18 protein-coding genes are annotated in these 23,461 nt (G+C 72.8%); 7 read left to right on the top strand and 11 right to left on the bottom strand.

What is annotated here, in order from left to right:
• Nucleotides 1-14 precede the first annotated feature (14 nt).
• Nucleotides 15-635, bottom strand: a complete 621-nt coding sequence (locus WMF39_RS02775; protein ID WP_437744000.1) for a hypothetical protein — start codon at nt 633-635, stop codon at nt 15-17.
• 359 nt (nt 636-994) lie between these two features.
• On the opposite strand from WMF39_RS02775, the gene WMF39_RS02770 reads away from it, so the two are divergent.
• The 3 genes from WMF39_RS02770 (at nt 995) to WMF39_RS02760 (ending at nt 3,954) form a co-directional block, all read left to right on the top strand.
• The gene (locus WMF39_RS02770) at nt 995-1,924 is read left to right on the top strand and encodes a homocysteine S-methyltransferase family protein (RefSeq protein ID WP_437743999.1); all 930 of its coding nucleotides are present in this window, start codon (nt 995-997) and stop codon (nt 1,922-1,924) included.
• A gap of 168 nt (nt 1,925-2,092) precedes the next feature.
• On the top strand, nt 2,093-2,785 hold the full coding sequence (locus tag WMF39_RS02765) for a glutathione S-transferase N-terminal domain-containing protein (protein WP_437743998.1): 693 nt from the start codon (nt 2,093-2,095) through the stop codon (nt 2,783-2,785).
• 497 nt (nt 2,786-3,282) lie between these two features.
• On the top strand, nt 3,283-3,954 hold the full coding sequence (locus tag WMF39_RS02760) for a hypothetical protein (RefSeq protein ID WP_437743997.1): 672 nt from the start codon (nt 3,283-3,285) through the stop codon (nt 3,952-3,954).
• 303 nt (nt 3,955-4,257) lie between these two features.
• Here the strand turns inward: WMF39_RS02760 and purU are convergent, their stop codons facing one another.
• The 3 genes from purU to WMF39_RS02745 form a co-directional block, all read right to left on the bottom strand.
• Nucleotides 4,258-5,151: a formyltetrahydrofolate deformylase gene (gene purU / locus WMF39_RS02755; RefSeq protein WP_437747940.1), complete on the bottom strand. Its 894-nt coding sequence runs from the start codon at nt 5,149-5,151 to the stop codon at nt 4,258-4,260.
• A 97-nt stretch (nt 5,152-5,248) separates the two neighbouring features.
• Nucleotides 5,249-5,986 carry a histidine phosphatase family protein gene (locus WMF39_RS02750; RefSeq protein ID WP_012233128.1) on the bottom strand — a complete coding sequence of 246 codons (738 nt, stop codon included), beginning with the start codon at nt 5,984-5,986 and terminating at the stop codon, nt 5,249-5,251.
• Between the two features lie 123 nt (nt 5,987-6,109).
• Nucleotides 6,110-6,415, bottom strand: coding sequence for a hypothetical protein (locus WMF39_RS02745; protein ID WP_437743996.1), 306 nt, complete (start codon nt 6,413-6,415; stop codon nt 6,110-6,112).
• Nucleotides 6,416-6,754: 339 nt separating this feature from the next.
• On the opposite strand from WMF39_RS02745, the gene WMF39_RS02740 reads away from it, so the two are divergent.
• A complete protein-coding gene (locus WMF39_RS02740; RefSeq protein WP_437743995.1) occupies nt 6,755-7,360 on the top strand; it encodes a hypothetical protein in 606 nt (201 codons plus the stop codon).
• A gap of 78 nt (nt 7,361-7,438) precedes the next feature.
• Here the strand turns inward: WMF39_RS02740 and mgtE are convergent, their stop codons facing one another.
• Both mgtE and WMF39_RS02730 read right to left on the bottom strand, forming a co-directional pair.
• The gene (mgtE, locus tag WMF39_RS02735; protein WP_437743994.1) at nt 7,439-8,773 is read right to left on the bottom strand and encodes a magnesium transporter; all 1,335 of its coding nucleotides are present in this window, start codon (nt 8,771-8,773) and stop codon (nt 7,439-7,441) included.
• A 298-nt stretch (nt 8,774-9,071) separates the two neighbouring features.
• On the bottom strand, nt 9,072-9,689 hold the full coding sequence (locus WMF39_RS02730; protein ID WP_437743993.1) for a Maf family protein: 618 nt from the start codon (nt 9,687-9,689) through the stop codon (nt 9,072-9,074).
• A 340-nt stretch (nt 9,690-10,029) separates the two neighbouring features.
• On the opposite strand from WMF39_RS02730, the gene WMF39_RS02725 reads away from it, so the two are divergent.
• Complete coding sequence (locus WMF39_RS02725) at nt 10,030-11,763, top strand: right-handed parallel beta-helix repeat-containing protein (protein ID WP_437743992.1); 1,734 nt, start codon at nt 10,030-10,032, stop codon at nt 11,761-11,763.
• Nucleotides 11,764-11,767: 4 nt separating this feature from the next.
• Here the strand turns inward: WMF39_RS02725 and WMF39_RS02720 are convergent, their stop codons facing one another.
• Both WMF39_RS02720 and WMF39_RS02715 read right to left on the bottom strand, forming a co-directional pair.
• Nucleotides 11,768-13,957, bottom strand: coding sequence for a bifunctional alpha,alpha-trehalose-phosphate synthase (UDP-forming)/trehalose-phosphatase (locus WMF39_RS02720; RefSeq protein ID WP_437743991.1), 2,190 nt, complete (start codon nt 13,955-13,957; stop codon nt 11,768-11,770).
• A gap of 99 nt (nt 13,958-14,056) precedes the next feature.
• Entirely contained in the window at nt 14,057-15,763 is a 1,707-nt protein-coding gene (locus tag WMF39_RS02715; RefSeq protein WP_437743990.1) for a serine/threonine protein kinase, read from the bottom strand.
• Nucleotides 15,764-16,242: 479 nt separating this feature from the next.
• On the opposite strand from WMF39_RS02715, the gene WMF39_RS02710 reads away from it, so the two are divergent.
• Nucleotides 16,243-17,217 carry a tetratricopeptide repeat protein gene (locus tag WMF39_RS02710; protein WP_437743989.1) on the top strand — a complete coding sequence of 325 codons (975 nt, stop codon included), beginning with the start codon at nt 16,243-16,245 and terminating at the stop codon, nt 17,215-17,217.
• An 18-nt stretch (nt 17,218-17,235) separates the two neighbouring features.
• Here WMF39_RS02710 and WMF39_RS02705 read toward each other — a convergent pair whose 3' ends face one another.
• Nucleotides 17,236-18,609 carry a hypothetical protein gene (locus WMF39_RS02705; protein WP_437743988.1) on the bottom strand — a complete coding sequence of 458 codons (1,374 nt, stop codon included), beginning with the start codon at nt 18,607-18,609 and terminating at the stop codon, nt 17,236-17,238.
• Nucleotides 18,610-18,995: 386 nt separating this feature from the next.
• Here WMF39_RS02705 and WMF39_RS02700 point away from each other — a divergent pair, with 386 nt between their 5' ends.
• Nucleotides 18,996-19,961 (top strand): hypothetical protein, encoded by a 966-nt coding sequence (locus WMF39_RS02700; RefSeq protein ID WP_437743987.1) that lies wholly within the window; start codon nt 18,996-18,998, stop codon nt 19,959-19,961.
• A gap of 53 nt (nt 19,962-20,014) precedes the next feature.
• Here the strand turns inward: WMF39_RS02700 and WMF39_RS02695 are convergent, their stop codons facing one another.
• Complete coding sequence (locus WMF39_RS02695) at nt 20,015-20,755, bottom strand: hypothetical protein (protein WP_437743986.1); 741 nt, start codon at nt 20,753-20,755, stop codon at nt 20,015-20,017.
• Between the two features lie 43 nt (nt 20,756-20,798).
• Nucleotides 20,799-23,411, bottom strand: a complete 2,613-nt coding sequence (locus tag WMF39_RS02690; RefSeq protein WP_437743985.1) for a hypothetical protein — start codon at nt 23,409-23,411, stop codon at nt 20,799-20,801.
• Nucleotides 23,412-23,461 lie beyond the last annotated feature (50 nt).

Below are 23,461 nucleotides of genomic sequence, written 5' to 3'. Positions count from 1 at the left end.
CCGTCAGGCGCGTCTCAGCACCACACGTGCTCGATGAGGTAGCAGGTGTAGGTCCCCGGCTTCCATGTCTCGGGGCGCCCGCCGGTCGTGTTGTCGGTACATACCTCGCAGTAGGCGTGGATGCAGTCGGGGTCGGTGCTCTGCGGCTTCGCCCCGGGGGCCGACGGGGGCTCCTCGGAGTAGAAGAACCCGTCGGTCCTCAGCTGGTCGAGCTCGCTCTCCGACAGCTTCCCGAAGGCGGACTCGTCCGAGGAGATGCTGAACCGATCGTCCGACGCCTCGGTCAGGACGGGCGCCGGGTAGTCGCCGTAGTCCGCCTGCTCGATGGCGGCCATCTGCTCCGAGAGCAAGATCTCCTTGCCGTTGCCGGTGGAGAGCTTGATGCGCGCGTAGTCGATGGCCCCCCCCGAGTAATCGAGGGCGTAGACCGTGTCTCGGCTCATGTCGAGGTTCAGGAACTCGCTCGTCTCGAGGGCCTTCGAGACCTCCGCCTGGGTGATCCGCTCGTGCGCCACCGCGTCATCGACGGGAGCCTCCTCCGACGCGCCGCATCCGGTAAACCCGGCCGCTGCGATGACGCCAAGCGCAACACTGAGAGCGAGCGATTTGGAAGAACGGATGGACTGTCGAATCATGATGGCGTTCCTTTCTTATGGGCTCACTGACGGCGCTCGCCTGGCCTCGCGCGGGCCAGCGGGAGCTCCCCCATGTCGGTCCTGCGTCGCTCCTGCAAACGATCGCTTGCTTGTCGGACCCCACGACTCCGGCGAGTCGAGTGGAATGAGGGGAAGATGAATTCATTTCAACGGTGCCGCAGGCCCCCCATACCTGGCAAGTAATTTCCCGGCGCGAAAGAGATTTCCATCGTTCTTTCTGCCGCACAGTGGTCGGGACGGTGCACCGTGCGGGGCCTCGCTTACCCCGAGCTGCAGACGGGCCATGACCCGACTCAGGGATTGCCGTGGAAGCCGGCCGCGGACATACCGGAGCCTACATGGAGGACGTGGCCAGATCGCCGCTCGGTTCAGCTGCTGTGTCCGCCGAGGCTGCCATCGTGGTCCTCGACGGCCCGCTCGGGACCGAGCTCGCCGCGCGCGGGGTCGAGACGCCGGCGCCGCTCTGGAGCGCCGCGGCCCTGCTCGATGCGCACGGCCACGACGTGGTCCGCGCGATCCATCGGGATTACGCGCGCGCAGGCGCGACGGTGCACACGGCGAACACGTTCCGCACCAGGCGGAGGCAGGCGGGCGCCGCCTGGGCCGAGCTGACCGCGCGCGCGGTCTCGCTGGCGCGTGAGGCCGTGCGCGACGAGGGCCCACGGCACCGGGTCGCCGGCAGCATCGCGCCGATCGAGGATTGCTACCGGCCCGACCTGAGCCCGGCCGACGCGCGGCAGGAGCACCGCGAGCTCGCGCAGGCGCTCGCGAGGGCGGGCGTCGACCTCCTCCTCTGCGAGACGTTCCCGCACATCGGCGAGGCGCTCGTGGCGCTGGAGGAGGCGGTCGCCACGGGCGTCGAAGCATGGGTGTCGTTCACGGCCGGTCCGGGGTCGGATCTGCTCTCGCCCGAGGACATCGGGCTCGCCGCGCGGGAGGCGGCCTCCCGCGGCGCGAGTGCCGTGCTCGTCAACTGCACCCCGGCGACTCGCACGCTCGCGCACATCGAGCGGCTCGCGGCGTGCGGCGTCCCGTTCGGGGCCTACGCGAACGCGGGCGCGGAGGCCGAGGGGCTCGGCTGGGGCGTTGGCGTCGACCAGCGCGGCTCGGCGGCCGCGCGTTATGCGGAGCTCGCGCGCCGCTGGCTCGAGGCGGGCGCCACGATCGTGGGCGGGTGCTGCGGGACGGGGCCAGAGCACATCGCGGCGCTGCGCGCGCTCGTCGACGGGGCGAGGCCCGCGCGCGAACCGACGGGATCGCCGCGCTGAGGCGACGCGCCCAATCGCCGGTTGCTCCCCACGGGGCGACGTGCCACCGATTGTCCGACGAGCCGGGCGACGCCAGCGTGAAGCGGCGCGGCGCCCGGCAGACACGATCCATCGCCTGAGACAGCACGCCGTCGCGATCGGCGACGGCCCACGGACACGGAGCGCAAGATGATCGATCTCTATTACTGGCCCACCCCGAACGGCTGGAAGATCAGCATAATGCTCGAGGAGACGGGCCTCCCCTACAAGCTCGTCCCGGTCAACATCGGGCGGGGCGAGCAGTTCAAGCCGGAGTTCCTCGCGATCAGCCCCAACAACCGGATGCCCGCCATCGTCGATCACGACCCTCCGGGCGGCGGGGCGCCGATCTCCGTGTTCGAGTCGGGCGCGATCCTGCTCTACCTCGCGGAGAAGACGGGCAAGTTCATCCCCTCGGACGTCCGCGGTCGTTACGAGGTGACCCAGTGGCTCATGTGGCAGATGGGCGGCCTCGGCCCGATGAGCGGCCAGGCGGGCCATTTCAATCACTATGCGCCGGAGAAGATCCCCTATGCGATCGAGCGCTATACCAAGGAGGTACGGCGGCTCTATGGCGTGATGGACAAGCGGCTCGCGGACCGGCCTTTCCTGGCTGGCGAGTACTCGATTGCCGACATGGCGAGCTATCCCTGGGCGATGCCGCACGAGCGGTACGGGGTGTCGGCCGACGAGCTCCCGAACTTCAAGCGGTGGCTCGATGCGGTGCGCGCGAGGCCCGCCGTCGAGCGCGGGCTCGCGGTCGGAAATGAGCTGCGGAACGCGAGCCAGCCGATGGACGACGAGGCGAAGAAGTGGCTGTTCGGGAAGAAGCCCGAGGCGTGACCCGCCCGTCCCGCACGCGCAGGGGACGCGCCCCCCGCGATTGCGCGGCGGTGCGCCCTGGGCGCGCGGCGCCTCGCTGACGAACTGCGACCAGGGCGGACAAACCAAGCTCCAACGCGCCGTCCAGCGCGCCAGCGCGCCACGCGCGACGCACCCCAGAGCGTCCTGAGCAGGGCGGGGCCACCAGCGCAGCGCGGCCTGCCGTCAGGGCTTCACCGGGCGCGCCGGGCCGCTGGTGCGCCCTGGCTGGACCCGACACGTCCTTTCGCCGGAGAAAAGGGGAACGAGCGCTCCTCGACGATCCGCTCGGCCCGGATCGCGCGGGCTCCGCTGCGGGGCGCCGCTCGCGCGAGCGCGCTGCATTGACGCCCTCGCGGACGTCAAGCACGCCGGGAGCGGAAACGTCTGCACAGCTCCGCCAGGCACACACTCTGCTCTGCGGTGAGCCGAGATGTCTGGGCCTGGTGGGCCCTCGCGGACATCGGGGGGAAACGATCATGTCGATGCATAGCAAGATGCTGGTGCCTGCATTTCTTTTGGCTGCTCTGGCCGCCGGTTGTGCGGTGAACACGGACGACGCGGACCTCGATCAAAGCGATCTCGGTGACGACGAGATCGGGGCCGTCGAGCAAGCGTTGGAGGAGGAGCGAGGCGGATACCTGGGGATGGGCGCGGCGCAGCTCGCGCCCGGACAGGCCCAGATGGGCCCGAGCAAGGGCGAGATGTTCCCCAGCAAGGGCGCGCTCGGACCGAGCAAGGGCGAGATGTTCCCCAGCAAGGGCGCGCTCGGACCGAGCAAGGGCGAGATGTTCCCCAGCAAGGGCGCGCTCGTGCCGAGCAAGGGCGGGATGTTCCCCAGCAAGGGCGCGCTCGGACCGAGCAAGGGCGCGCTCGGGCCCAGCAAGGGTGAGGTGTTCCCTGGCAAGGGCGCGCTCGTGCCGAGCCAGGCCGGGATGTTCCCCGGGCAGGTGCCGTCCAAGGCCGGGTTCGGCGGTTATTCCGGCCAGCAATCCAGCCAAGGGATCCAGGGCTATGCTGGTCAGCAGGCCGGCCTCGGCCAGGCCGCCATCTCCCAGTCGGGCGCTTATGGCCAGTCGGCCGTCCTCGGGCAGCTCGCGCCCGGCCAGCAAGGCCAGATCACCGCGCCTGGCCAGCAGGGCCGGCCGTAACGCCTCGCGCGCGCGCTCATCGGGCTCCCAGGAGAGCGCGCCCGCCCGCGCGCACCTCCCCCGCGCTCGATCGCCCAGATTGCCCCGACTGCCCCACGGCCTGGGTCGGTCGGGGCATTGTCTGGAGATCTACAGCGGTCTCCGCCCCCCTCTGCACCATCCAGAGCAGAGCGGCAGCAGAGCGGCGGTCACCCGCACAGGAGACGGGCCCAGATCGGCGTTTTCGGCGCGCAAGCGCACTCCTGTGCGCTGAGCACCGAAAACGTCGAGGTGGGCCCGTATCCGAAGCGGGTGACCGTCGCTCTAAAAAACGACGGTGCGGCGGCCTTCGACGATGACCCGCCGCTCCAGGTGCGCCCGGACGGCGCGAGAGAGGACGAGCCGCTCCACGTCACGCCCCATCCGGGTCATCTCCTCGGGGCCCATCTGGTGATTCACGCGCGCCACGTCCTGCTCGATGATCGGCCCCTGATCCAGGTCCCGCGTCGCATAATGCGCCGTCGCGCCGATGAGCTTCACGCCGCGCGCGTGCGCCTGGTGGTAAGGCTTCGCGCCCTGGAACGCGGGCAGGAACCCGTGGTGGATGTTGATGACGGGCGGCGCCTCATCGAGCATCTGCTCGGAGAGGATTTGCATATACCGCGCCAGGACGAGGAGATCGACATGGTGCCTCTTCAGCAGGTGAAGCACCTGACGCTCCTGCTCGCGCTTGGTCTCCGGGGTGATCGGGATGCAGAAGAAAGGGATTCGAAAGCTCTCGGCCACCGCCTCGAGCGTGGGGTGGTTGGAGATCACGAGCGGGATCTCGCAGCGAAGCTCGCCCGCGCGCTGCCGGAGCACCAGATCGTAGAGGCACGCAGGATCCCTCGTGACGAGGATCGCCATCTTCGGGACGTGATCGCTGTATTCCACCGACCATCGCGCCGAGAGCGACGCGGCGAGCTCGCGAAAGGCGGCCTCGATCGCGCCGCGGGTGGCCGAGCCGCCCAGGGCGGCGACGGCGGCCGGCGAGGCGAGGCCGGACAGATCGACGACGAGACGCATGAAGAAGCGCGGGCCCTCGTCCATGAACGCATCGGTGTGGTTGCTCGCGTCGATGATGTTCAGGCCGATGTCATAGAAGAACCCCGCGAGTCGCGCGACGAGACCGGGCTGGTCGGGAGCGGCGATGAGGAAGGTTGCGTGAACGGGACCCATCATACGGGTCATGTAGCTCGCCCCGAGGCGGAGGCGCAAGCGCGAGGGCCGAGAGGGACCGCGGGCGGGCGGCTGCCTGTCTGCCTGGCCGCGCGCGCTAGCGCCCCTCGCCGCTCTCGGAGGACGGCGGCCCAGACGGATCATCCACGAGCCTCGGCGCCAGCGTGGAGAGCTCCGCCCAGGGGATGCGCACGGTCCGCTCGACGTCGCGCAGGTGCGCGCTGTCGTTGTAATAGATGAGGTGCCAGGCCTCGGCCCGACCCCACCGCCGCCTTCGCTGCCAGTGGGTGAGCGAGGTGTGGCGGGTGGCGAAGTGCGCGCTCGGGAAGGCGAGCGCGTTCATCCTGAAGAAGTGGAGGAACGCGACGTCGATGAAGCCGCCGTGGGTGACGACGACGATCGTCCGCCCCTCGTGCTCACGGGTGACGCGATCGAGGGCGACCGAGACCCGCAGCATGAACTGAGCCCAGCTCTCGCCACCGGGGCTCGCCGGCCGGTACGGCTCGCGCTCGAAATCGATCGCGTAGCGCACCATCGCCTCGCCGACCGGCATCCCGTCCGCCTCGCCGGGGCGGAGCTCCTGGACCTCGTCGTCGAGCGTGACGGGCAGCCCCAGGGCGGGGGCGACGATCTCGGCCGTCTGCTGCGCCCGGCGATAGGTGCTGGCGATCAGGACGTCGGCGGGGATCTCGCGCGTCGCGGCCAGGCGATCGCGCAGGCGCTCCGCCTGGAGGACGCCGAGCTGCGTCAGCCCGGTGTCCCCGCGCATCCCGCCCACGATATGGTTCACGTTGACCAGCGCTTCTCCATGCCGGATGAGATAGAGGTTCGTCACGATCTGAGCCTCCGAGGCGCGCGACCTTGTGGGGGGGAGGGCCGCGCGGGGCGGTTCGCGCTCGCTAGGAAGAGCAAGGCCCCCCTCGAATGTCAAGGGTTTGTACCGCCGCCGCGCGGGCGCTCAGGGACAGCCGTGGAAGAGCGCGAAGATGGCCGCGCTCTCGGAGCAGACCTGCTCGTCGCGCAGGGCGCTGCAGAAGTCGTCCTCCGTCAGGAAGGTCTTCTTTCCCGTGCTGCCCTCGATGCAGGAGATCGAATAGGCGAACCGCGAGGCGCCCTCCCCGGGCAAGCCTGGGAGCTCCAGCTCGGAGCCTTCACCCACCTGCGAGCCGCTGCCACCCGCGTCCTCCGGCGGATCGACGCCGAGCAACGGGAGCACCAAGATGGGCAAAATGCTGAAGAGACCGGCTACGAAATTCGGGATCATGGGTTTACCTCCAACGTCGATAGAAAGGCATCCTCGTACGAGGTGGCCATTTCAGCTGTCGAATCCAACATGCATCCGACAGGCCAGCTCCGGTCCTGTCCGCCCATTGCACAGCGCGCGCGAGCGCGGGGCGAGCCCGCGCGCGCCATCGATCGAATGCGCGGGCCGCCTGCCCCGTCCGGGTCGGAGGGGGCGCGCGGGCCGCCGCCGCGTGATCGCCGGACGGGCCCGCCTGGGCGCGGCGCGCCGGACCGGCCCGCCCGGGCGCGGCGCGCTGCGCCGCCCTTGCCAGCTCGCTCGGACATGGCCTACAAGGCGGGCCCTCTGAAGGAGACCCTCATGCACCGTCGCAGCTTCATCGCGGCCGCGCTGCTCGGCTTCGCGGCCCTCGCCGGGTGCGGGCCGCGCTGGCGCGTCGTGACCCAGGCGAGCCCCGACACGTTCGTCGGCCAGCGGTATTTCGCCCTGATGCCCATCGACTACGTGGGCCTCTTCATCCTCGACCAGCGCGAGGACCAGTACCTGGCCGGCAAGGACGCGGACGATCACCAGCGCTTCGTGGCGGACAAGGAGTCCATCAACGAGGAGTTCACGAAGGCCGTGGTCGCCGCCGCCCAGGAGGAGGGCATCGAGGTCGCGCCGTCCGACGGCCACACGTCGGCGCCGTTCGTGATCAAGCCCTATATCGGCTACATGAATCCAGGCTTCTACGCGGTCGTCTCCTCGGCCCCGAGCCAGATCCGGCTGACGCTCCGGCTCACGACGCCGGACGGCCGGGTGCTCGATGAGGTCCAGTTCTCGAGCCGCACGGCGTCGCCCATCCCGAACACGAGCCTGAGCTCCGCGGACGCGGACAAGCTGAAGCCCGGCGGCCGCTGGCGCGAGGACGCGCGCGTGATCGGCGCGTATGTGGCGCGCTACCTGGCGTCCCGCGTCAGCCCCTAGGCCCCCGCCGCCCGGGCGCTCCCCGGCCGCGCGCTTCGGGGAAGCCCCCGGGGAGGGCGCGGGGGGCGCTCGCCCGCTTCACAGCAGCACACCGCGGAGCAGGAGCTCGGCCACGCTGAAGTAGATCACGAGGCCGGAGACGTCGACGAGGGTCGCGACGAACGGGGCCGAGGCGCTCGCCGGGTCGAAGCGGAGCGCCCGGAGCACGAACGGCAGGAGCGCCCCCGCCAGCGTGCCCCAGGTCACGACGCCGACAAGGCTGATCGCGACGGTCAGGGCGAGGAGCGCGTAGTGCGGGCCATAGGCCTCGAAGAGCTTCTCCCAGGCGATGACGCGCGCGAAGCCGATGGCGCCGAGGATCCCGCCGAGCGCGAGGCCCGACGCGAGCTCCCGGCGGCTGACGCGCCAGAAGTCGGCGAGCCGGATCTCGCCGAGCGCCATCGCCCGGATGACCAGCGTCGTCGCCTGAGAGCCGGAGTTGCCCCCGCTCGAGATGATGAGCGGCACGAAGAGGGCGAGCACGACGGCGCGGGCGATCTCGCTCTCGTAGTGCCCCATCGCCGTGGCGGTGAGGAGCTCGCCCACGAACAGCGCGGACAGCCAGCCCGCGCGCTTGCCGAGCATCCTGGAGAGGGGGGTCCGGAGGTAGGGCGCGTCGAGCGCCTGCATACCGCCGAGCTTCTGGATGTCCTCGGTCGCCTCCTCTTCCACGACGTCCACGATGTCGTCTGCGGTGACGATCCCCTTCATCCGACCCTCGCTGTCGACGACGGGTATCGCCACGAGATCGTGCTCCGCGAAGGTCCGCGCCACCGCCTCCTGGTCGGCGTCCTCGTTGACCGACACGACGTCGGTCTTCATGACGTCGCTGACGCGCCGGTCGCCGGGGGCGATCATGAGCTGCCTGAGCGACACCACGCCGCGCAGCCGCTGCTCGGCGTCGAGCACATAACCGTAGTAGATGGTCTCGAGGTGATCCCTGGCCTGCCGCTTGAGATAGCTGATCGCCTGGTCGACCGTCGCCTCCGGCCGCACGCGCGCGAACCACGGGCTCATCAGCCCGCCGGCCTCGTCCTCGGCGTACGCGAGGAGCGCGATCACCTCGCGCCGCGTCGGCTCGTCGAGCAAGGAGAGGAGCTCCGCCTGGTCGGCCGGCGACACCTCGAGGAGGAGGTCCGCCACGTCGTCGGGCGCGAGCAGGCGGAGCCACAGCCTGCGTTCGCCCTTCGTGAGGCCCACGAGGAGCGCGGCCTGGTCGGCCGTGGGGAGACCCTCGAAGAAATCCTCCGCCTCCTCGCGCTGCAGGCGGCGATAGGCCTGCACCCGCTCCTCGTTCTGCAGGGCCGACCAGGACAGCGTCAGATCAGCCGCCGTGAGCGCCTCGGCCGCGTTGAAGGGCGGGCGTTCCATCATCGCCTCACCTCGTCGAGCGCCTGGCCCGCCCCGTCGGCGTCGCCCGGCAGAAGATGCTCATTCGTGAGGGCCCAGCGGCAGGCTCGACCCTGGAACCACGATTAGCAACGGGCGCGCCACGGCCGCCCCTCCCTGGAAGCCCCGGCACGCACATGGCGCCGCAGCCGATAGTGCTCAAATTTGCCCGAAGAGAGTTCACATGAAGGCGGCAAGGCGGGAAGATCATTGATCTTTTCTTCCCGCCTTCCCGCCTTCATGTTCAAATCCGGCCACCACCCGCGCGCGCGGGCCTACGCGCTCAGGCGCGCGCGGGCGGGGCGAGCGGATCGACCCCGAAGCGGCGCAGGAGGCGGCAGAGCGGGACGAGCGGCAGCCCCACGATGGCCGCCTCGTCGGCGTGGCGCACGTCGTCGAACAGCCACGGTCCGTGCTTCTCGAAGAGGTATCCTCCCGCGCTGCCGATCGGCCGATCCAGCTCGACGTAGCGGCGGATCTGCGCGCGGTCGAGCGGGCGGACGCGGAGCTCCACCGAGACGCACTCGGCCAGCGTCCGCGGCTCGCCGGCCGCGAGCGGCACCCCCGGCGGCGCGTGCACCGCGACGGCGGCGTGGAGCGCGTGGACGCGCCCCGCGAGCTGCCCGAGCTGGTCTGCCGCCTCGTCGAGCGAGGCCGGCTTGCGGAGGAGCTCCCCATCGAGCTCGAGCGCCTGATCGGCGCCGATGATCAGGGCGCCTTCCCGCGCGGGCGCGAGGCTCAGCGCCTTCCCCTCCGCGAAGAGGCGGGCGCACGCGAGGGGCGACGTCCCCTCGGGCGCGATCTCCTCGAACGCCGGCGCGACGGCCTCGTAGGCGAGCCCGAGGCGATCGAGGAGCGCCCTCCGGAAGGGCGACGTGGAGGCGAGGACAACCGGAAACATGGTCGGCTCCATGACACGGAACGACGCGCGCGCCGAGAGGAACCGCCCGCCTCGCCCCGCGCGCTCCTCCAGCCCCTCGCGCTCCTCCCGCTCCTCCCGCGCTTCACCCGCTCTTCGCTGCTCTTCACGCTCTTCGCGGCGTTCGCACCGACTTGCTTTTATTTACCAAAATTTATCGAGAAATGGCAGACGGCGAGGATTCTCAGCAATGGTGAAAGCCGCTGGGTACACGGGAATAACGGCAGGAATTCCCGCCGTCAGGTGTCGCCTGAATTACCCATCATGCATTTCATTAAAAAGCAGCTTGCACTCGGACTCTACAGCACGCGACAGTACGCCAATGCAGCAACTCAACACAAGGCACCTCGTCACACTCTCTCTCGTCGCGCCGGGCATCGGGCTCTCCGTGCTGCTCGCCGCCTCGCCGGCGAGCGCAGCGACGTACGAGGTGGGGCGGGGCAAGCCTTATGCGAGCCTCGCGGAGGTCGCCCCTCGCCTCGCTGCCGGGGACGTGGTTCTGGTCGAGGGCGACGCGACCTATCCGGGGGATCTGTTCTTCAAGAAGTCGGGCACCGAGGCGCAGAAGATCACGATCCGCGGCGTTCGCGTGAACGGCCGCCGCCCTGTCCTATCGGGGGGGACGAACACCGTGGTCTTCGCTGGAAATCACTATACCTTCGAAGGCTTCGACATCACCGGCGGCTCGGGCCGCTGCGTGTTCAACAAGGCGCACGACATCACGATCCGCGACTCGGTGGTGCACGATTGCGCCGGGCACGGGATCCTCGGCGCCGACTCCGAGTCGGGATCCCTCACGCTGGAGTACGTCGAGGTCTATGCCTGCGGCTCGGGCGACACCAGGCACCCCATCTACATCGCGACCGACGAGGAGACGCACCTCGGCTCGGTGTTCCGCATGCGGCACTGCTATGTGCACGACGGCAATGGCGGCAACAGCGTGAAGAGCCGCGCGGAGCGGAACGAGATCTATTACAACTGGATCGAGGGCGCGAAATACCACGAGCTCGAGCTGATCGGGCCGGACGGCCAGGACGAGGGGCTCGCGCGCGAGGACTCCGACGTCGTCGGCAATGTCATCGTCAAGACCGGCCAGCACTTCGCCGTGCGCGTCGGGGGCGACGGCACGGGGCAGACGTGGGGTCGCTTCCGGTTCGTCAACAACACGTTCCTGCTCGCCCCCGGGTCGCGGCCGGCGATCAGGATGTTCGACGGGATCGAGAGCGTCGAGCTGAGCAACAACGTGTTCTATCGGCGCGGCGGCGGCGGCGTGGAGGTCTATGTCGACAGGAGCGCGACCTGGAAGACCGGAACGGCGTTGATCTCGGGCGCCAACAACTGGGTGCCCACCGGCTCCTCGGCCATCCCCGCGGCGTGGACAGGCACGGTGCAGAGCACCGACCCCGGCTTTACCAACCTCAGCTCGCTGGACCTCCGCCCGGCGTCGAACAGCCCGCTCGTCAACGCCGGCTCCAGCGCGACGCCGAGCCCGGCAGGGTACCCGTTCCCGAAGCCGCTCACCGCGCCGCAGTCCTCGCCCAGGAGGAGCAGCCGCGGGGCCAGCGGACCGCTGCTGCGGCCGGTCGCTGGCGCGATCGACATCGGAGCCTACGAGTCCGGCTCCAGCCTCGCGGCGTTCGCCATGAGGGCCGCGGACAGCGATCGGGACCTCGACGACGGCGACAGCAGCGCCGCGGAGGAGGCGTGGAACGTCGGCCGCGATGCCGCCCCGAGCGACGGTGAGGCGGACGCCAGCGACACCGACGACGGCGATGCCAGCGACGCCGATGCCAGCGACGCCGATGCCGACGCCGACGCCGACGCGTCCGCCGGCGACTGCGCCGCGGACGGCGACGACACCGCAGCGCGCGCCGCTGCGTGCTCCGAGGCCGCCCAGGGCAACGCGGGCGCTCCGCACGACGCCCACGCCAGCGCGTGCAGCGTCGGCGGGGGGCTCGCGGGCGGCCCGGTCGCCGGCTCGGGGGCTCTCCTCGCCGGGGCGGCGGCGCTCCTCGGCGCCGCCCTCCGGCGGCGCGGTCGCCGCGCCAGGGCGTGAGCCCTCAGGCGACGAGCGCGCGCAGCAAGCGACGCGCAGACGCCGGGTCGGGCAGCTGAAACGCCGCGGAGCTCTCCCCGCCGCCCACGTGGATCGTGAGCGCGGTCGGGGGGAGCGCCGCGAACAGATCCTCGTCGGTCCTGTCGTCGCCGAGCGCGATCACCACCGCGTCGGGCCCCATCATGGCGAGCACCCGCGGCACGATCACCCCCTTGTTGACGCCGCGGAGCCGCACCTCCAGCACCTTCCGGCCCGGGATGAGCTCGAGATCGTGCTCGCGCAGCGCCTCGCCGAGCTCCAGGGGCACCTCGCGGGCCGTCTGGCTGGCGAGCTCCGGGTCGGCGGCCCGGTAGTGCCACGCGATCGAGACCATCTTCTCCTCGATGAAGCTGCCCGCCGTGCGGTCGACGAAGCCCTGGAGGACGTCGCGGACCCTCGGCTTCCAGTCGAGCGCGGCCTCGCGGAGCGCGACCCAGGGCTCTCCGGGCGCGGCGCGCGAGAAGAACCCGTGCTCCGCGTGGAGGCTGATCGGCAGCTCGCCCAGCCACCGCTCGAGGTCCTCGCGCGGCCGGCCGCTCACCACGTGCACCTGCGTCCGCGGGCGCGCCGCGAGCTCGCGCAGCTCGGTGACGAGCGCCTCGTCCGGCTGAGCGAGCTCGGGCATGGCCTCGAGGGGGACCAGCGTGCCGTCGTAGTCGAGCATCACGATCAGCGACGGCGCGCTGCGCGCGCTCGCGATCGTGCTCCCCTGAGGCGCGCCTTCCGGCCGCCGGACGGCCCCCACCGCGGGCAGGACGCCGCCCGCGCGCTCGAGATCGTTCAGGAAGCGGTGCGACCAGCGGTGCGCGTCGTGCGTCACGACGCGGCGCCGGAGCGCCTGCATCCGGACGCGCTGCTCGGACGGCGACATGACGAGCGCCCGCTGGATCGTCGACGCCACCGCGTCGATGTCGTGCGGGTTCACCAGGAGCGCCTCGATCAGCTCGGCGGCCGCGCCCGCGAACTCGCTCAGCACGAGCGCGCCGGTGTCGTCGAGCCGCGAGGCCACGTACTCCTTGCAGACGAGGTTCATCCCGTCGCGCAGCGGCGTCACCATCATCACGTCGGCCGCGAGGTAGAGCGCGACGACCCCGGCCATGGGCATCGACCGGTGCAGGAAGTGGATCGGGACATCGTCGAGCGTCCCGTAGCTGCCGTTGATGCGGCCGACGAGCTCGTTCACGACGCGCCGGAACTCGGCGTAGGCGTCGACGTTCTCGCGCGTCGGCACCGCGAGCTGGATGAACCGGACCTTGCTGCGGAGCTCGGGCTCGCGCTCCAGGAAGCGCTCGATGGCGAGCATGCGCCTCGGGATGCCCTTCGTGTAGTCGAGCCGATCGACGCCGAGCACGATCTTCCGGCCCTGGGCGCTCTCGCGGATGCGCCGCGCCTCGGCACGGACCTCCTCGTCGCGCGCGAGCCGCACGAACTCGTCGACGTCGATGCTGACCGGATAGGCGCCGAGCCGCACCCGCCGCCCCTCGTACGCGAGCGTCTCCAGGTCGGGATCGAGCCCGAGCACGCGCGCGGCGGAGTAGACGAAGTGGTACCGATAGGCCGTCGTGTGAAACCCGACGACGTCGGCGCCGAGCATGCCGCGCAGCACCTGCTCCCGCCAGGGCAGGATCCGGAAGACCTCGGCCGCGGGGAAAGGGATGTGCAGGAAGAAGCCGATCCGCGCGTCGGGGATGCGCCGCCGCAGCATCGCCGGCACCAGCGTGAGCTGGTAGTCGTGGATCCACACCCTGTCGCCCGGCCTGTACCGGGCGACGATGGCCTCGGCGAAGCGCTCGTTCACCTCGCGGTAGCTCTCCCAGCCGTGCCGGGCGTCGAGGTGCAACTTCTCGACGAGGTAGTGGAACAGCGGCCACAGGACGCTGTTCGAGAAGCCGTCGTAGTAACGGCTCACCTCGGCCGAGGTGAGGTGCACCGGGGCCGCGCCGAGCTGCTCGAGCCGATCCTCGACCTCTCGGCGCTGCTCCTCGGTGAGGCGCGCGAGGTCGCCCGGCCATCCGAGCCAGAGGCCGCCGTGGCGCTCGTGGGGGCCCCGGAGCGCGGTCACGAGGCCGCCCGCCGAGGGGACGACGGAGACGTCCCCCTGATCGGCGTGGACGGTCACCGGAAGGCGGTTCGAGACGATGAGCAGGCGGGACATGCGCGGCCAGGAAGCTAGCGCATGGCCCCTGCACCACGCCCTTGAGGCGCGGTGAAATCAGGGACTAGCCGATGGTGCTCGTCGGGCGCGGCCTGATCGCTACCTGTCGATCCGGATCGACGGCGCCGTGTTCTCCGGAGGGCTGGGCTTCGACGTGGCCGTGGGCGCTGCGGGGCGAACGGGGCGGCCCCAGTTTCGCCTGCCGCCCGAGCTCGTGTTGGACGGCGCGTCGTCGGTCTTCGCAGGCGCGGCCACCTGCGCGAGCCGCGCGACGGTCTGCACGGACATCTCCGACGGCCCCTGCACGATGGAGTAGGGCTGGAAGCCTTCCTTCTGCAGGGTCAGCCGGCGAGGCGACGCGCGCACCTGCTCGTTCGCGATCGAGAGCTGGAGCGGCGTCTGCCCGAGCGACTTCCCGTCCTCCAGGACGTCGGCGCCCGGCGGGATCGACTCGATGATCAGCATGAACGAGGGCGCGCCCTTGTGATCGCTGGGCGTGCCGGTCGCCGCGGGCGCCGTCGTGGGCGCGGTCGCGAGCTCGGGCGTGGCCTCGGTCTGAGCGGGCTTGCGGGTCAGCGCGAACGCGCCCGCCGCCACGACGACCACGCCGATGGCGGCGAGGATCACCCCCTTGCGCCCGCCGCCGGAGGGGGCCTCCTGCGCGCCTGTCGCGCCCTTGGACGCGCCCGCCGCGGTCGCGGCGGCGCCCGGGCCCGAGCCGACGCCGGAGGTGCGCCCGCTCGGATCGTCATCAGTCGACGGCGCCGGGAGCGTCACCGCGTCCTTGAGCGCTTGCACCGTGGACGAACGCGACGAGATCTGCACGCCGGGCAGCGACTCGAACGAGGTGATCTGCGTGCCGCCGAACGCCGTCGTCACGCCCATGCCGCGGGCGCACTCGCCGAGGCCCTGGATGAGGGCGTCCATCGTCGCGGGCCGGCCGTCCGGATCCTTCGCGAGACAGCGCATCACGAGCGCCTCGAGCGGCTCCGGGATGTCGACGTCCGGGTTCCGCTCCTTCATGCGCGGCACCGGCTGCTGGAGGTGCGCCATCAGGATCTGGATCGACTTCTCGGACTCGAACGGGACCTTCCCGCAGAGCATCTGGTAGAGGATGACGCCGAGCGAGTAGATGTCGGTCCTGAGATCGACCTTGCCGTGCGAGATCTGCTCGGGCGACATGAAGCGGGGCGAGCCCAGGAACGCGCCCTGCTGCGTGAGCTCCTCCGAGTCGTCGCCCAGCTGCTTCACGAGGCCGAAGTCGAGGATCTTGACCGCCTCCTCCGCGTCCTCGTTGGAGACGAGCATGATGTTCGACGGCTTGAGGTCGCGGTGGACGACGCCGTGCTTGTGCGCCTCGCGCAGCCCGCGCGCGATCTGCCGCGCGATGCGCATCGCCTCGGGCGGCGGCAGGCGCCCCTGCCGGCGCACGCGCCGGAAGAGCGTCTCGCCCTCGAGGAACTCCATCGCCATGAAGAACCGCTCCTGATCGTCGGCCTCGATGCGGCCGTAGTCGAAGACGGTGACGATGTTCGGGTGCTGGAGGCGCGCGAGGATGCTCGCCTCGAGGAAGAAGCGCTTGTGGAAGTTCGGGTCGAGCTGCCGCGAGGCCTGGTTCGGGATCAAGACCTTGATCGCCACCTGGCGCCCGAGCGGGATCTGCTCGCCGCGATAGATCGTGCCCATGCCGCCGGTCGCGAGCTGGGAAAGGATCTTGAACTTTCCGTTGAGCACCTTTCCGAGCAACGGATCGATCGGCTCGCTGCGCGCTACTTCATCGACGACGTTTTCGTTGGCACCACTCATATGAACTCCGTCGCCTTCCCCGTGCGGGCGCGGGCGAGCCCTCCCCTCGGTGACGATGCCTCGCGATGCGTGAGCCTGGACCTCATGATCGTGGGGAGCGTCGGCGCGTGGGGCCGTCGGGGCAGTCTAAACGGAAGAAATGTCCTTGGCGACCTTTCCTCGATCGCCTCCACGATCGCCCCGTTCGTGAGGCAGGGGCCCCCGCTCGAGAGGCCGTTCGGGAGGCCGTTCGGGAGGCGCCGCACCATGCGCCGTGCGCCATAGCCCCGATCGACGGGAACCGCCAGTTGCTGGCATCGAGCGTCTGCATCGCACCTTCGCGCCACGAGATCCTGCGAGCAGAGTACACTGCTCCGCGCCCGCGCGATGCTCTTCCGATCATCCTTGTCGGGTGCCGCCGCCGGACGCCGGCCGGTGCGCGCCGGACGTCCCTGCCGGCCTTCTCGCCCTCCCGGGTGGGGACGAGGTAGTAGAGGAGGATGCGACCGGATCGCGCCGTGCTGCGCTGGTGGAGGGGGAGAGAGTACCGGCGCCTACTCGACGTGGCCGCGTCCGAGCTCGCCGGCTCGCGCCACGCCGACGCGGAGGCGACATGCGCGCGGGCGCTCCGGATCGCCGAGGAGATCTACGGTGACGGGGACGCCGAGCTGACGGCGCCGCTCTACGCGCTGAGCTCGGCGCGGCTCGCGCAGGGGCGGCTGGACGAGGCGCGCGCGAGCTCCGCGAGGGCGATCGCCATCGCCGAGGCGGCGGCGAGCACCGATCCACCGCTGCCGAGGCTGCTCGAGCAGCTGGCCGCCATCCTCGAGCGGCAGGGCGAGCTCGAGGACGTCGAGGCGCTGTTCCGCCGGATGCTCGCGGGCTACGAGCGGATGCGCGACCCCGACCCCATCGAGCTGTCGGCGCTGCTGAACCGGCTCGGCCTGCTGCTCGGCAGGCGGGGGGCCCGCGCCGAGGCGGCGCCGCTCTTCCGGCGGGCGATCGCGCTGCGGGAGGGGGCGCTCGGCGCCCGTCACGCGCTCGTCGCAGAGGCGCTCTACAACGCCGCCACGTTCCTGGAGCTGGAAGAGGACCTCCCGACCGCCGAGCGGGAGGTGATGCTCCGGAGGGCGCTCGAGATCGCCGAGGCGGGGGCGGGCGTGGAGGGGGGCCTCCTCGCGTCGATCCTGCACAACCTGGCGGCCGCCCGGGAGGCGCTCGGGGACACGGCCGAGGCGGCGGCGCTGTACGAGCGCGCGCTCTCCGCGCGGGAGGCGCTGGCCGGGGCCGCCCACCCGTCGCTCCGGCCGACGCTGGTCCGGCTCGCGCAGGTCCACCACGCCGCGGGGCGGCCGTCCACGGCGCTGCCGCTGTACGAGCGGGCGCTCGCGCTCGCCGAGGCGGAGCTGGGGGCGGATCACCCGGTGGCCACGGCGATCGGGGCCTGGATGGCCGAGGCGCGGAGCCGGAGCTGACCCTGCCGCTCCCGTCGATCAGCGCTCGGACGACGGATCGCCGCCTTCGCGCCAGCGCTCGACGAGCTCCGGGAGGACGGTCGAGGCCATCTGGAGCAGGTGCGCCATGTGGTGTTCGGGCGTGTTGCCCCGGAACCCGCGGACATGGAGCTCGCCAACGCTCGCCTCGGTGGTCGGGATCATCTGCTTCTCGAGCTTCTTCGAGACGGCGCCCTCGGCCGCGCGCAGCCGCAGGTGCGGGGGCGCGTCCGACGCGGGCGACCGCTCGACGTGGCGCCCTGCCGCGGCGTCGAGCAGGTAGCTGGCCGTGGCGGAGGAGCTGGCGTACGCGATCGGGTCGATCTCCGAGTGCGTGATGGTGAACAGCAGCTCCTCCGAGGCGGCGAGCTGCGCGGCGCGCGCGAACGAGGCGAGCTGCAGCGGGTTGAGCCCGCTCGGCTGCTCCGGGACGAAGCCGCAGTGGATGCCGTCGGTGACGAGGATCGCGTCGAGGGGCTCGGTGCCGCGGCGGAGCTCCAGGATCTTGGCGACCGCGCCGTAGCCCGCGCTCCACGAGGAGAGGGCGACCCGGCGGAGCCGCGGGGTCGGCAGCCCGCGCTGCGCGAGCGCCCGGTCGATGTCCGCGAGCAGGCTCTCGTAGACGCCCGGCGTCGCGTAGAAGTCCTCGTACGCGCCCGAGCCGATGCCGAGGTTGATGACGGCGACCGCGGCGTTCAGCCCGGCGACCTCGGCGCTCTCGCGGACGAGCTGGGTGTTGCCGTGGAAGTGCAGCAGGAGATCGTAGCTCGACCCGGCGGGCCTGAACGTGTCGGGCGTGAAGAGCACGCCGCCGCGGATCGACGCGTACCCCTCGTGCCGGATCGCGGGCGGCGGCGTCACCGGCGCGGGCGGCGGCGCCGGCGGCTGCAAGCGCGCGAGCCCCTCCGGCGCGACGGCCGCGCTCACCCCGGCGTCCTCGCGCGAGGAGCGCAGCGCGAGCAGCGACGCGCGGTTGACGGGGGTCATGGCGCGGAAGGCCTCGGCGGAGGCGATCGGCATCCGCGCGGCGATCCCGCGCGCGGCGGCGGCGACGACGACGATCACGGTGGCCGCGGCCAGGACGAACGCCCCGAGGGCGCGCCACACGCGCGCGCGGCGCTCGTCCGGCGAGGGCGCGGACCAGGAGCCGTACGGCCCGGCCCCGGCCATGGGGAAGGGCGGCGTCCCCTGCGGCATTGGCGGGGCGAAACCGGGAAGGAACGCTTGCTCCTCCGGCGCGGGGGCCATGCCGAGGGGGGGCAGGTCGAGGGGAAGACCGCGGTCCGGGCAACCCTGGATCACGGTGACGGGCGGCGGCGTGGGCGTCGGCGATAGGTCCGCAGGCGACCCGTCAGCGCGCACGTTTCCCTTCATTTCGATACCCCTCCCTTACAACGGGGATGTAGCGCCCGGCCCTGGCTCGCCAGGCGCTGCGTCTGTTCCGTGAGCGCGCCGCATGGCGGCAGCGCGCTTCGTTTCTGCTCCTGCCGTGAGCCCGGAAGGCGTCGCGGCAGGCGGAGCATCGACCAGTACGGTCTCGAGCTCAAGCGACAACCATTCCGTACGCACATATTTAAGCGTGGCCGTAATACCCTGTCCCCCGCTGGAACACGCGTGGGTGAGCCTGTCGGGCCGCAAAGCGAGGGAGGGGGTGGGGTGTGCCCGGGGCTGCGCAGGTGCGCGCGAACGGGGACGTGAGCACGCCGGCGACGAAACGCGCACTTGCGCCCCTGTCCGGCACCCACCAAGGTGCTCGGCGCTTGCTCTCCCGCGAGGTCCGCTTCCTGCTCGCAGCGACGCTGCTCCATGCCGCCATCCCGCTGCTCGCGCGGATCGCGGGCGCCCCGGGGCCGGTGCTCGAGGCCCGCTCGAGCGGCGCGCGCCGCGAGGTGGAGATCGAGATAGAGCCCGTCGCGCCGCGCGAGGCGGAGCAGGACGAGGCGCGCACGCCGGACGAGGCACGGCCGCGCGAGGCGGAGCCGGTCCTCGGCCGGACGGCGCGCCGCGAGCGGCGGCCGCTCGATCCACCATCAGCGCCGCCGGCGCCGACGGAGGCGCCGGTCGAGCCGCGGGAGGGTCCCGTGGCGCCTCCGGCCCCGGCGCCATCGAGCGAGTACGACGGGCCGCCGACCGCCGAGGCGCCGCGCGGGGTCGCCGGCCTCGGGGGGGCGCCGGTGTGGCAGTTGCCCGGCGTTCTGCCGGATCGCGCGCCGCCGGCGCCGGCGCCGACCACGCCGGCCGCGCCGCGCGAGGTCTCGGCGGACAGGGCCGGCGAGCTGCTGCGCGAGGCGATGCGCGATCGGGACAAGACGCTGGGGCTGGATCTGCCCGCCGCCGGCACGGTCGCGTCCGTGGTGGCGGACGCGGTGCGCTCCGCCGAGACGCCCGCGACGGCGCGCGCGGTGTTCGAGGTGCACCTGAGCGGCGCCGGCGCGGTGCTCGGGGTGCGCGCGCTGTCGTCGACGGCCGGAGCGGCGACGCTCTGGGCGCGGGTGGCGCGCGAGGCGGCGGCGCAGCTCGCCGGGCGCGTGCTCGCGATGACCGCCGCGTTCGCCAAGGGGGCGAAGGTCTACGTCACGGTGAGCTCGTCGGTGCAGATGCCGAGCGGCGCCACGTCGGGCGGGATCCACCACCAGGGCGCGGGCTTCGGGTTCGACGTCGCCGACATCGGGGCCCGGCCCCGCCGCCTGGTCCAGTCGAGCTTTCGCGTCGAGGCGATCGACTGAGGCGATCGCAGAGGCGGAGGCGCGCGACGCGCGACGCGCGCGAGCTCGGGCGATCAGCGGCCCCGGCGCGCCGTCCAGCGCCTGTAGCGCGCGGCGCTCGCGGCGAGGCCGATCCAGAGCAGCCCGAGCAGGCTCAGCGCCGCCGGGACGCCGGTGAGCCAGACGAGCGCTGGCAGCGGCGGGCGCGTCGGACAGGGGCGGCGCGTGTCGAAGCGGCAGGCGTGATGCCGATCGAGCTCCTCCGCAGCGGCGCGGACCTCGGGGACTTCGTCTGGGAGGCCCCGCAGGGCCGCGGAGGCCATCATGTACGCCGCAGAGGCGGCGCGATCGTACGCCGGGTCGGCCGGCACGCGGTCGCGCACGAGCTCGCTCAGCCGGGCGGCGCGCTGCGCCGGCGCCTGCTCGGCCAGCGCTCCGGCGAGGTGCCGAGCGAGCGCCTCGTCGAGCTGCAAGGCGCAGGCGACGGCGCGATCTTCCCCAGGCGTGAGGTAGACCGTCTCGCCCGACGCCGTCTGGCGCGGCTCCGTGCCGGACGCCGCGACCGGCCTGCGCAGCGCCACCCGCGCCCCGCGGACACAGCCCGGGACCCTCGGGAGGGCGCGCAGGTGCACCGCGGCGTAGCGCTGGTATGCGACGCCGGCGATCGCGCCGAGCGAGAGCGCCAGCGCGAGGAGCGCGGCGACCCTGCGCGCGCCGGCGCGCTCTCCGGCGCCGGCGCGCGCTGGCGGCGCGGCGCGCTCCTCGCCGGTCTCCGGCGCGGGGGCCGGCTCGCCGGAGGGCTCTCGGGACGACATGGCCGGCGGTATGGACAGCCGCGACGACGCTGTCAATGCGCCGTCACGAGGGGGGCGCCGCGCCGGCGAGGCGCGCCACCTGCGCCCACGCGTGGGCCGCCTCCTCGTGCCCGGTCGCGGCCGCGAGCTGCGCCAGGAACTGCGCGCACGCCTGCTCGCCGTGGGGATCCTCGGCCTCGCGGGCGCGCGCGAGGGCGCTCAGCGCCTCGAGGAGCGCGCCCTCCGTGCGGCCCGCGGCGGCCAGCGCGACGCCGTACGCGAGCAGCGCCCGGGCCCGCTGCGAAGGCGACGCGTCGGCCTCCGCGGCGATCCGGAAGCGCCGGAGCGCCTCCTCCTTCGCGCCGCGCCCGAGCGAGATCAGGCCGGTCATGCGCTCCGCCAGCTCGAGGTGCTCGCCGGTGCGGCGGAGCTCGCCCACGAGCCGCTCGAGCGTGCGGAGGTCGCCCTGGACGAGCGCCTGCTTGGCCAGCTCGGCGAGGCGGACCGCGATGTCGTTCATCGACAGGACGGGCGACTCCGTGGTCTTCGCGAGCGGATCTCCGGAGGCGTCGCCGCACGGAAGGCCGACGTCCGGGGAGGTCGCGTCGGGAAAGTCGTCGGGCGTGTCGTCCGGCTGCGCCGCGGGCGCGCCGGGGCGGGAGCGCTCGCCGACCGGCGCCGGCGCCGCGCGCTGCGGCTCCGGCGCGTCGCCGACCACCTCGATGGGCGTGCGGTGGGTGGGCGGCTGGCTCGACGAGCTGTCCGGCGCCCCGTCCCGGTGATCGCTCGCGGTCTCCTGCTCGTCGGCGAACGCGAGCAGCTCCGCGGCCGAGCCCTCGAGCAGCGCGTCGCCGGCCGCGCGCCCGGCGCGCCCGGCGAGATCGGCCGCGGAGCGCCGATCGCCCGCCTTCGCGGCGTGCCACGCGGCGTCGGCGAGGCCGAGCACGCTGGCGTGATCCTCGACGACCCGCGCCGCGGCCAGGTGCCACGCGGCGCGCTCGCCCGGCGGGACGCCCGCGAGCAGGGCGTCGCGCAGCGTGCGCGAGGAGAGCCGCAGCCAGCCAGGCTCCGGCCGGAAGACCCAGCCGGCGCCGAGCAGCGCCGCCTGCACCGCGGCGACCTTCGGGGCGCCGGTGCCGTCGCACAGCGCGTCGATCGCCGCGTCCGACGCGTCCCCGCCGAGGGTCGCGAGCGCGGTGAGCACCGTGCGCTGGCCGATCGCGAGCAGGCGCAGGCGGGCCTCGATCGAGCGGAGCGCGGGGGGCGCGGCGAGCTCGGCGCCGGTCATCGTGCGCGGGGGCCTGCCCCGCCCGGCGCTGCGCCGGCGCGGCCCGACGCTCCTGCCGATCCAGCGCAGCGCGCCGCTCTCCAGCGCCTCGCAGAGGAGCTCGCGCACGGCCAGCGGGAACGCGGGCGCGCGCGCGGCCCAGCGGCGCGCGCCCGCCTCGTCGATGCAGCCGTCGAGGAGGCGGCGGACGAGATCCTGCGCGCCCGACGCGGAGAGCGGCCCCAGCGTGACCGTCGCGGCGGGGGTGAGCGCGGTGAGCGGCGCGGGGAGCGGATCCGAGCGCCCGAGCCGGGCGACGGCGCGCGGGCCGCCGCCCGGCGAGAGGGCGAGGGCGATCGCTTCGAGGCTCGCGGCGTCGACCTCGGAGGCGTCGTCGACGGCGAGCAGGCCGACGCGGACGTCGGACGGGGCGAGCCACACGGCGAGCACCTCGGCGGCGATCCTCGGCTCGACGCCCTCGCCGGCGAGGAGCCGGGCGAGCGCGGGCTTCAGCCGATCCGGGAGCACCGGCGCGCGGGCGCGGCTCTTCTCGGCGCGGAGCGCCGCGCGCGCGAGGGCGCGCCGGAGCGCGCCGAACGGCTCGCGCGAGGCCCCGATCGGCGCGACGAAGAGGCTCCGCGACGGCGCGAGCAGCCTCTCCAGCTCGAGGAGCAGCCGCGTGCCGCCGGCGCCGGGCTCGGCCCGGACGATCGCGAGCGAGCCGGGGGGCACGGCCAGCTCGGCGAGCTCGGCGTCGCGGCCGATGAGCGGCGGCTTGCACAGGCGCGCCACGCTCTCGGCGACCTGCCTGCGCAGCGGCTGCTGCGCGTCGAGGCGGAGGCCGCGCACCCGGCGCGCGCCGTCGATGCCGCGGTGGGCGCCGAGGGTCATGAGCTCGCCCGAGATCACGGCGGCGAGCGCGGGATCGAGGAGCACGTCGCCGGGGAGCGCGACGCGGGCGAGCATGACGGCGACGAGCAGCGGCTGCCCCCAGGAGAGCGCGGTGAAGCGCCCCGCCTCGCCGACGTAGGTCATCTCGCCCTGCGCGATGCCGACCGCGAAGCGCGCGTCGGGGTGCACGGCGGCGTCCTCCGCGGCGAGCGCGGCGAGCAGCACGGCCTCCTCGACGTCGTCGGGGGTGAACTCGAACGAGAAGGTCTGCGCGCTCCAGGCGCACAGGGTGGCGCCGAGCGCCTCGGCGCGCTTCTTCAGCGCGAGCGCCCTCGCGAGGTAGCTCTCCTCACCGCGCGCGGCGCCGCCGACGGCGCGCGCGGCGCCCTTCTGGCGCGACGGCGGCGCGAGCGCCCGCGGCGCGCCGCGGCGGCCGGGCCACGGAGCGACCGCGTCCGTGCTGTCTGGCTGCGAGAGGGCCGCAGTACCTCGAAAGGACACGACGATGCGCTCCGGCATTGCGGCGAGTGTAGCGGGGCGCGGAGGGCGCGTGGGCGGTTCTCGGCGCG

Origin of the sequence: Sorangium sp. So ce1504, from assembly GCF_051521635.1 — a bacterium.
GTDB lineage: Bacteria > Myxococcota_A > Polyangia > Polyangiales > Polyangiaceae > Sorangium > Sorangium cellulosum_B.
Note: the sequence above shows the minus strand (reverse complement) of the source record. Positions and strands in the feature narration are given on the sequence as shown.

Bases quoted from the DNA above. Each gene is read 5' to 3' on its own strand.
- WMF39_RS02725 (WP_437743992.1), top strand. From the start codon at position 10,030: ATGCAGCAACTCAACACAAGGCACCTCGTCACACTCTCTCTCGTCGCG.
- WMF39_RS02730 (WP_437743993.1), bottom strand. From the start codon at position 9,689: ATGTTTCCGGTTGTCCTCGCCTCCACGTCGCCCTTCCGGAGGGCGCTC.
- mgtE (WP_437743994.1), bottom strand. From the start codon at position 8,773: ATGATGGAACGCCCGCCCTTCAACGCGGCCGAGGCGCTCACGGCGGCT.
- WMF39_RS02715 (WP_437743990.1), bottom strand. From the start codon at position 15,763: ATGAGTGGTGCCAACGAAAACGTCGTCGATGAAGTAGCGCGCAGCGAG.
- WMF39_RS02775 (WP_437744000.1), bottom strand. From the start codon at position 635: ATGATTCGACAGTCCATCCGTTCTTCCAAATCGCTCGCTCTCAGTGTT.
- WMF39_RS02745 (WP_437743996.1), bottom strand. From the start codon at position 6,415: ATGATCCCGAATTTCGTAGCCGGTCTCTTCAGCATTTTGCCCATCTTG.
- WMF39_RS02695 (WP_437743986.1), bottom strand. From the start codon at position 20,755: ATGTCGTCCCGAGAGCCCTCCGGCGAGCCGGCCCCCGCGCCGGAGACC.
- WMF39_RS02770 (WP_437743999.1), top strand. From the start codon at position 995: ATGGAGGACGTGGCCAGATCGCCGCTCGGTTCAGCTGCTGTGTCCGCC.
- purU (WP_437747940.1), bottom strand. From the start codon at position 5,151: ATGGGTCCCGTTCACGCAACCTTCCTCATCGCCGCTCCCGACCAGCCC.
- WMF39_RS02720 (WP_437743991.1), bottom strand. From the start codon at position 13,957: ATGTCCCGCCTGCTCATCGTCTCGAACCGCCTTCCGGTGACCGTCCAC.
- WMF39_RS02710 (WP_437743989.1), top strand. From the start codon at position 16,243: ATGCGACCGGATCGCGCCGTGCTGCGCTGGTGGAGGGGGAGAGAGTAC.
- WMF39_RS02690 (WP_437743985.1), bottom strand. From the start codon at position 23,411: ATGCCGGAGCGCATCGTCGTGTCCTTTCGAGGTACTGCGGCCCTCTCG.
- WMF39_RS02740 (WP_437743995.1), top strand. From the start codon at position 6,755: ATGCACCGTCGCAGCTTCATCGCGGCCGCGCTGCTCGGCTTCGCGGCC.
- WMF39_RS02760 (WP_437743997.1), top strand. From the start codon at position 3,283: ATGTCGATGCATAGCAAGATGCTGGTGCCTGCATTTCTTTTGGCTGCT.
- WMF39_RS02705 (WP_437743988.1), bottom strand. From the start codon at position 18,609: ATGAAGGGAAACGTGCGCGCTGACGGGTCGCCTGCGGACCTATCGCCG.
- WMF39_RS02765 (WP_437743998.1), top strand. From the start codon at position 2,093: ATGATCGATCTCTATTACTGGCCCACCCCGAACGGCTGGAAGATCAGC.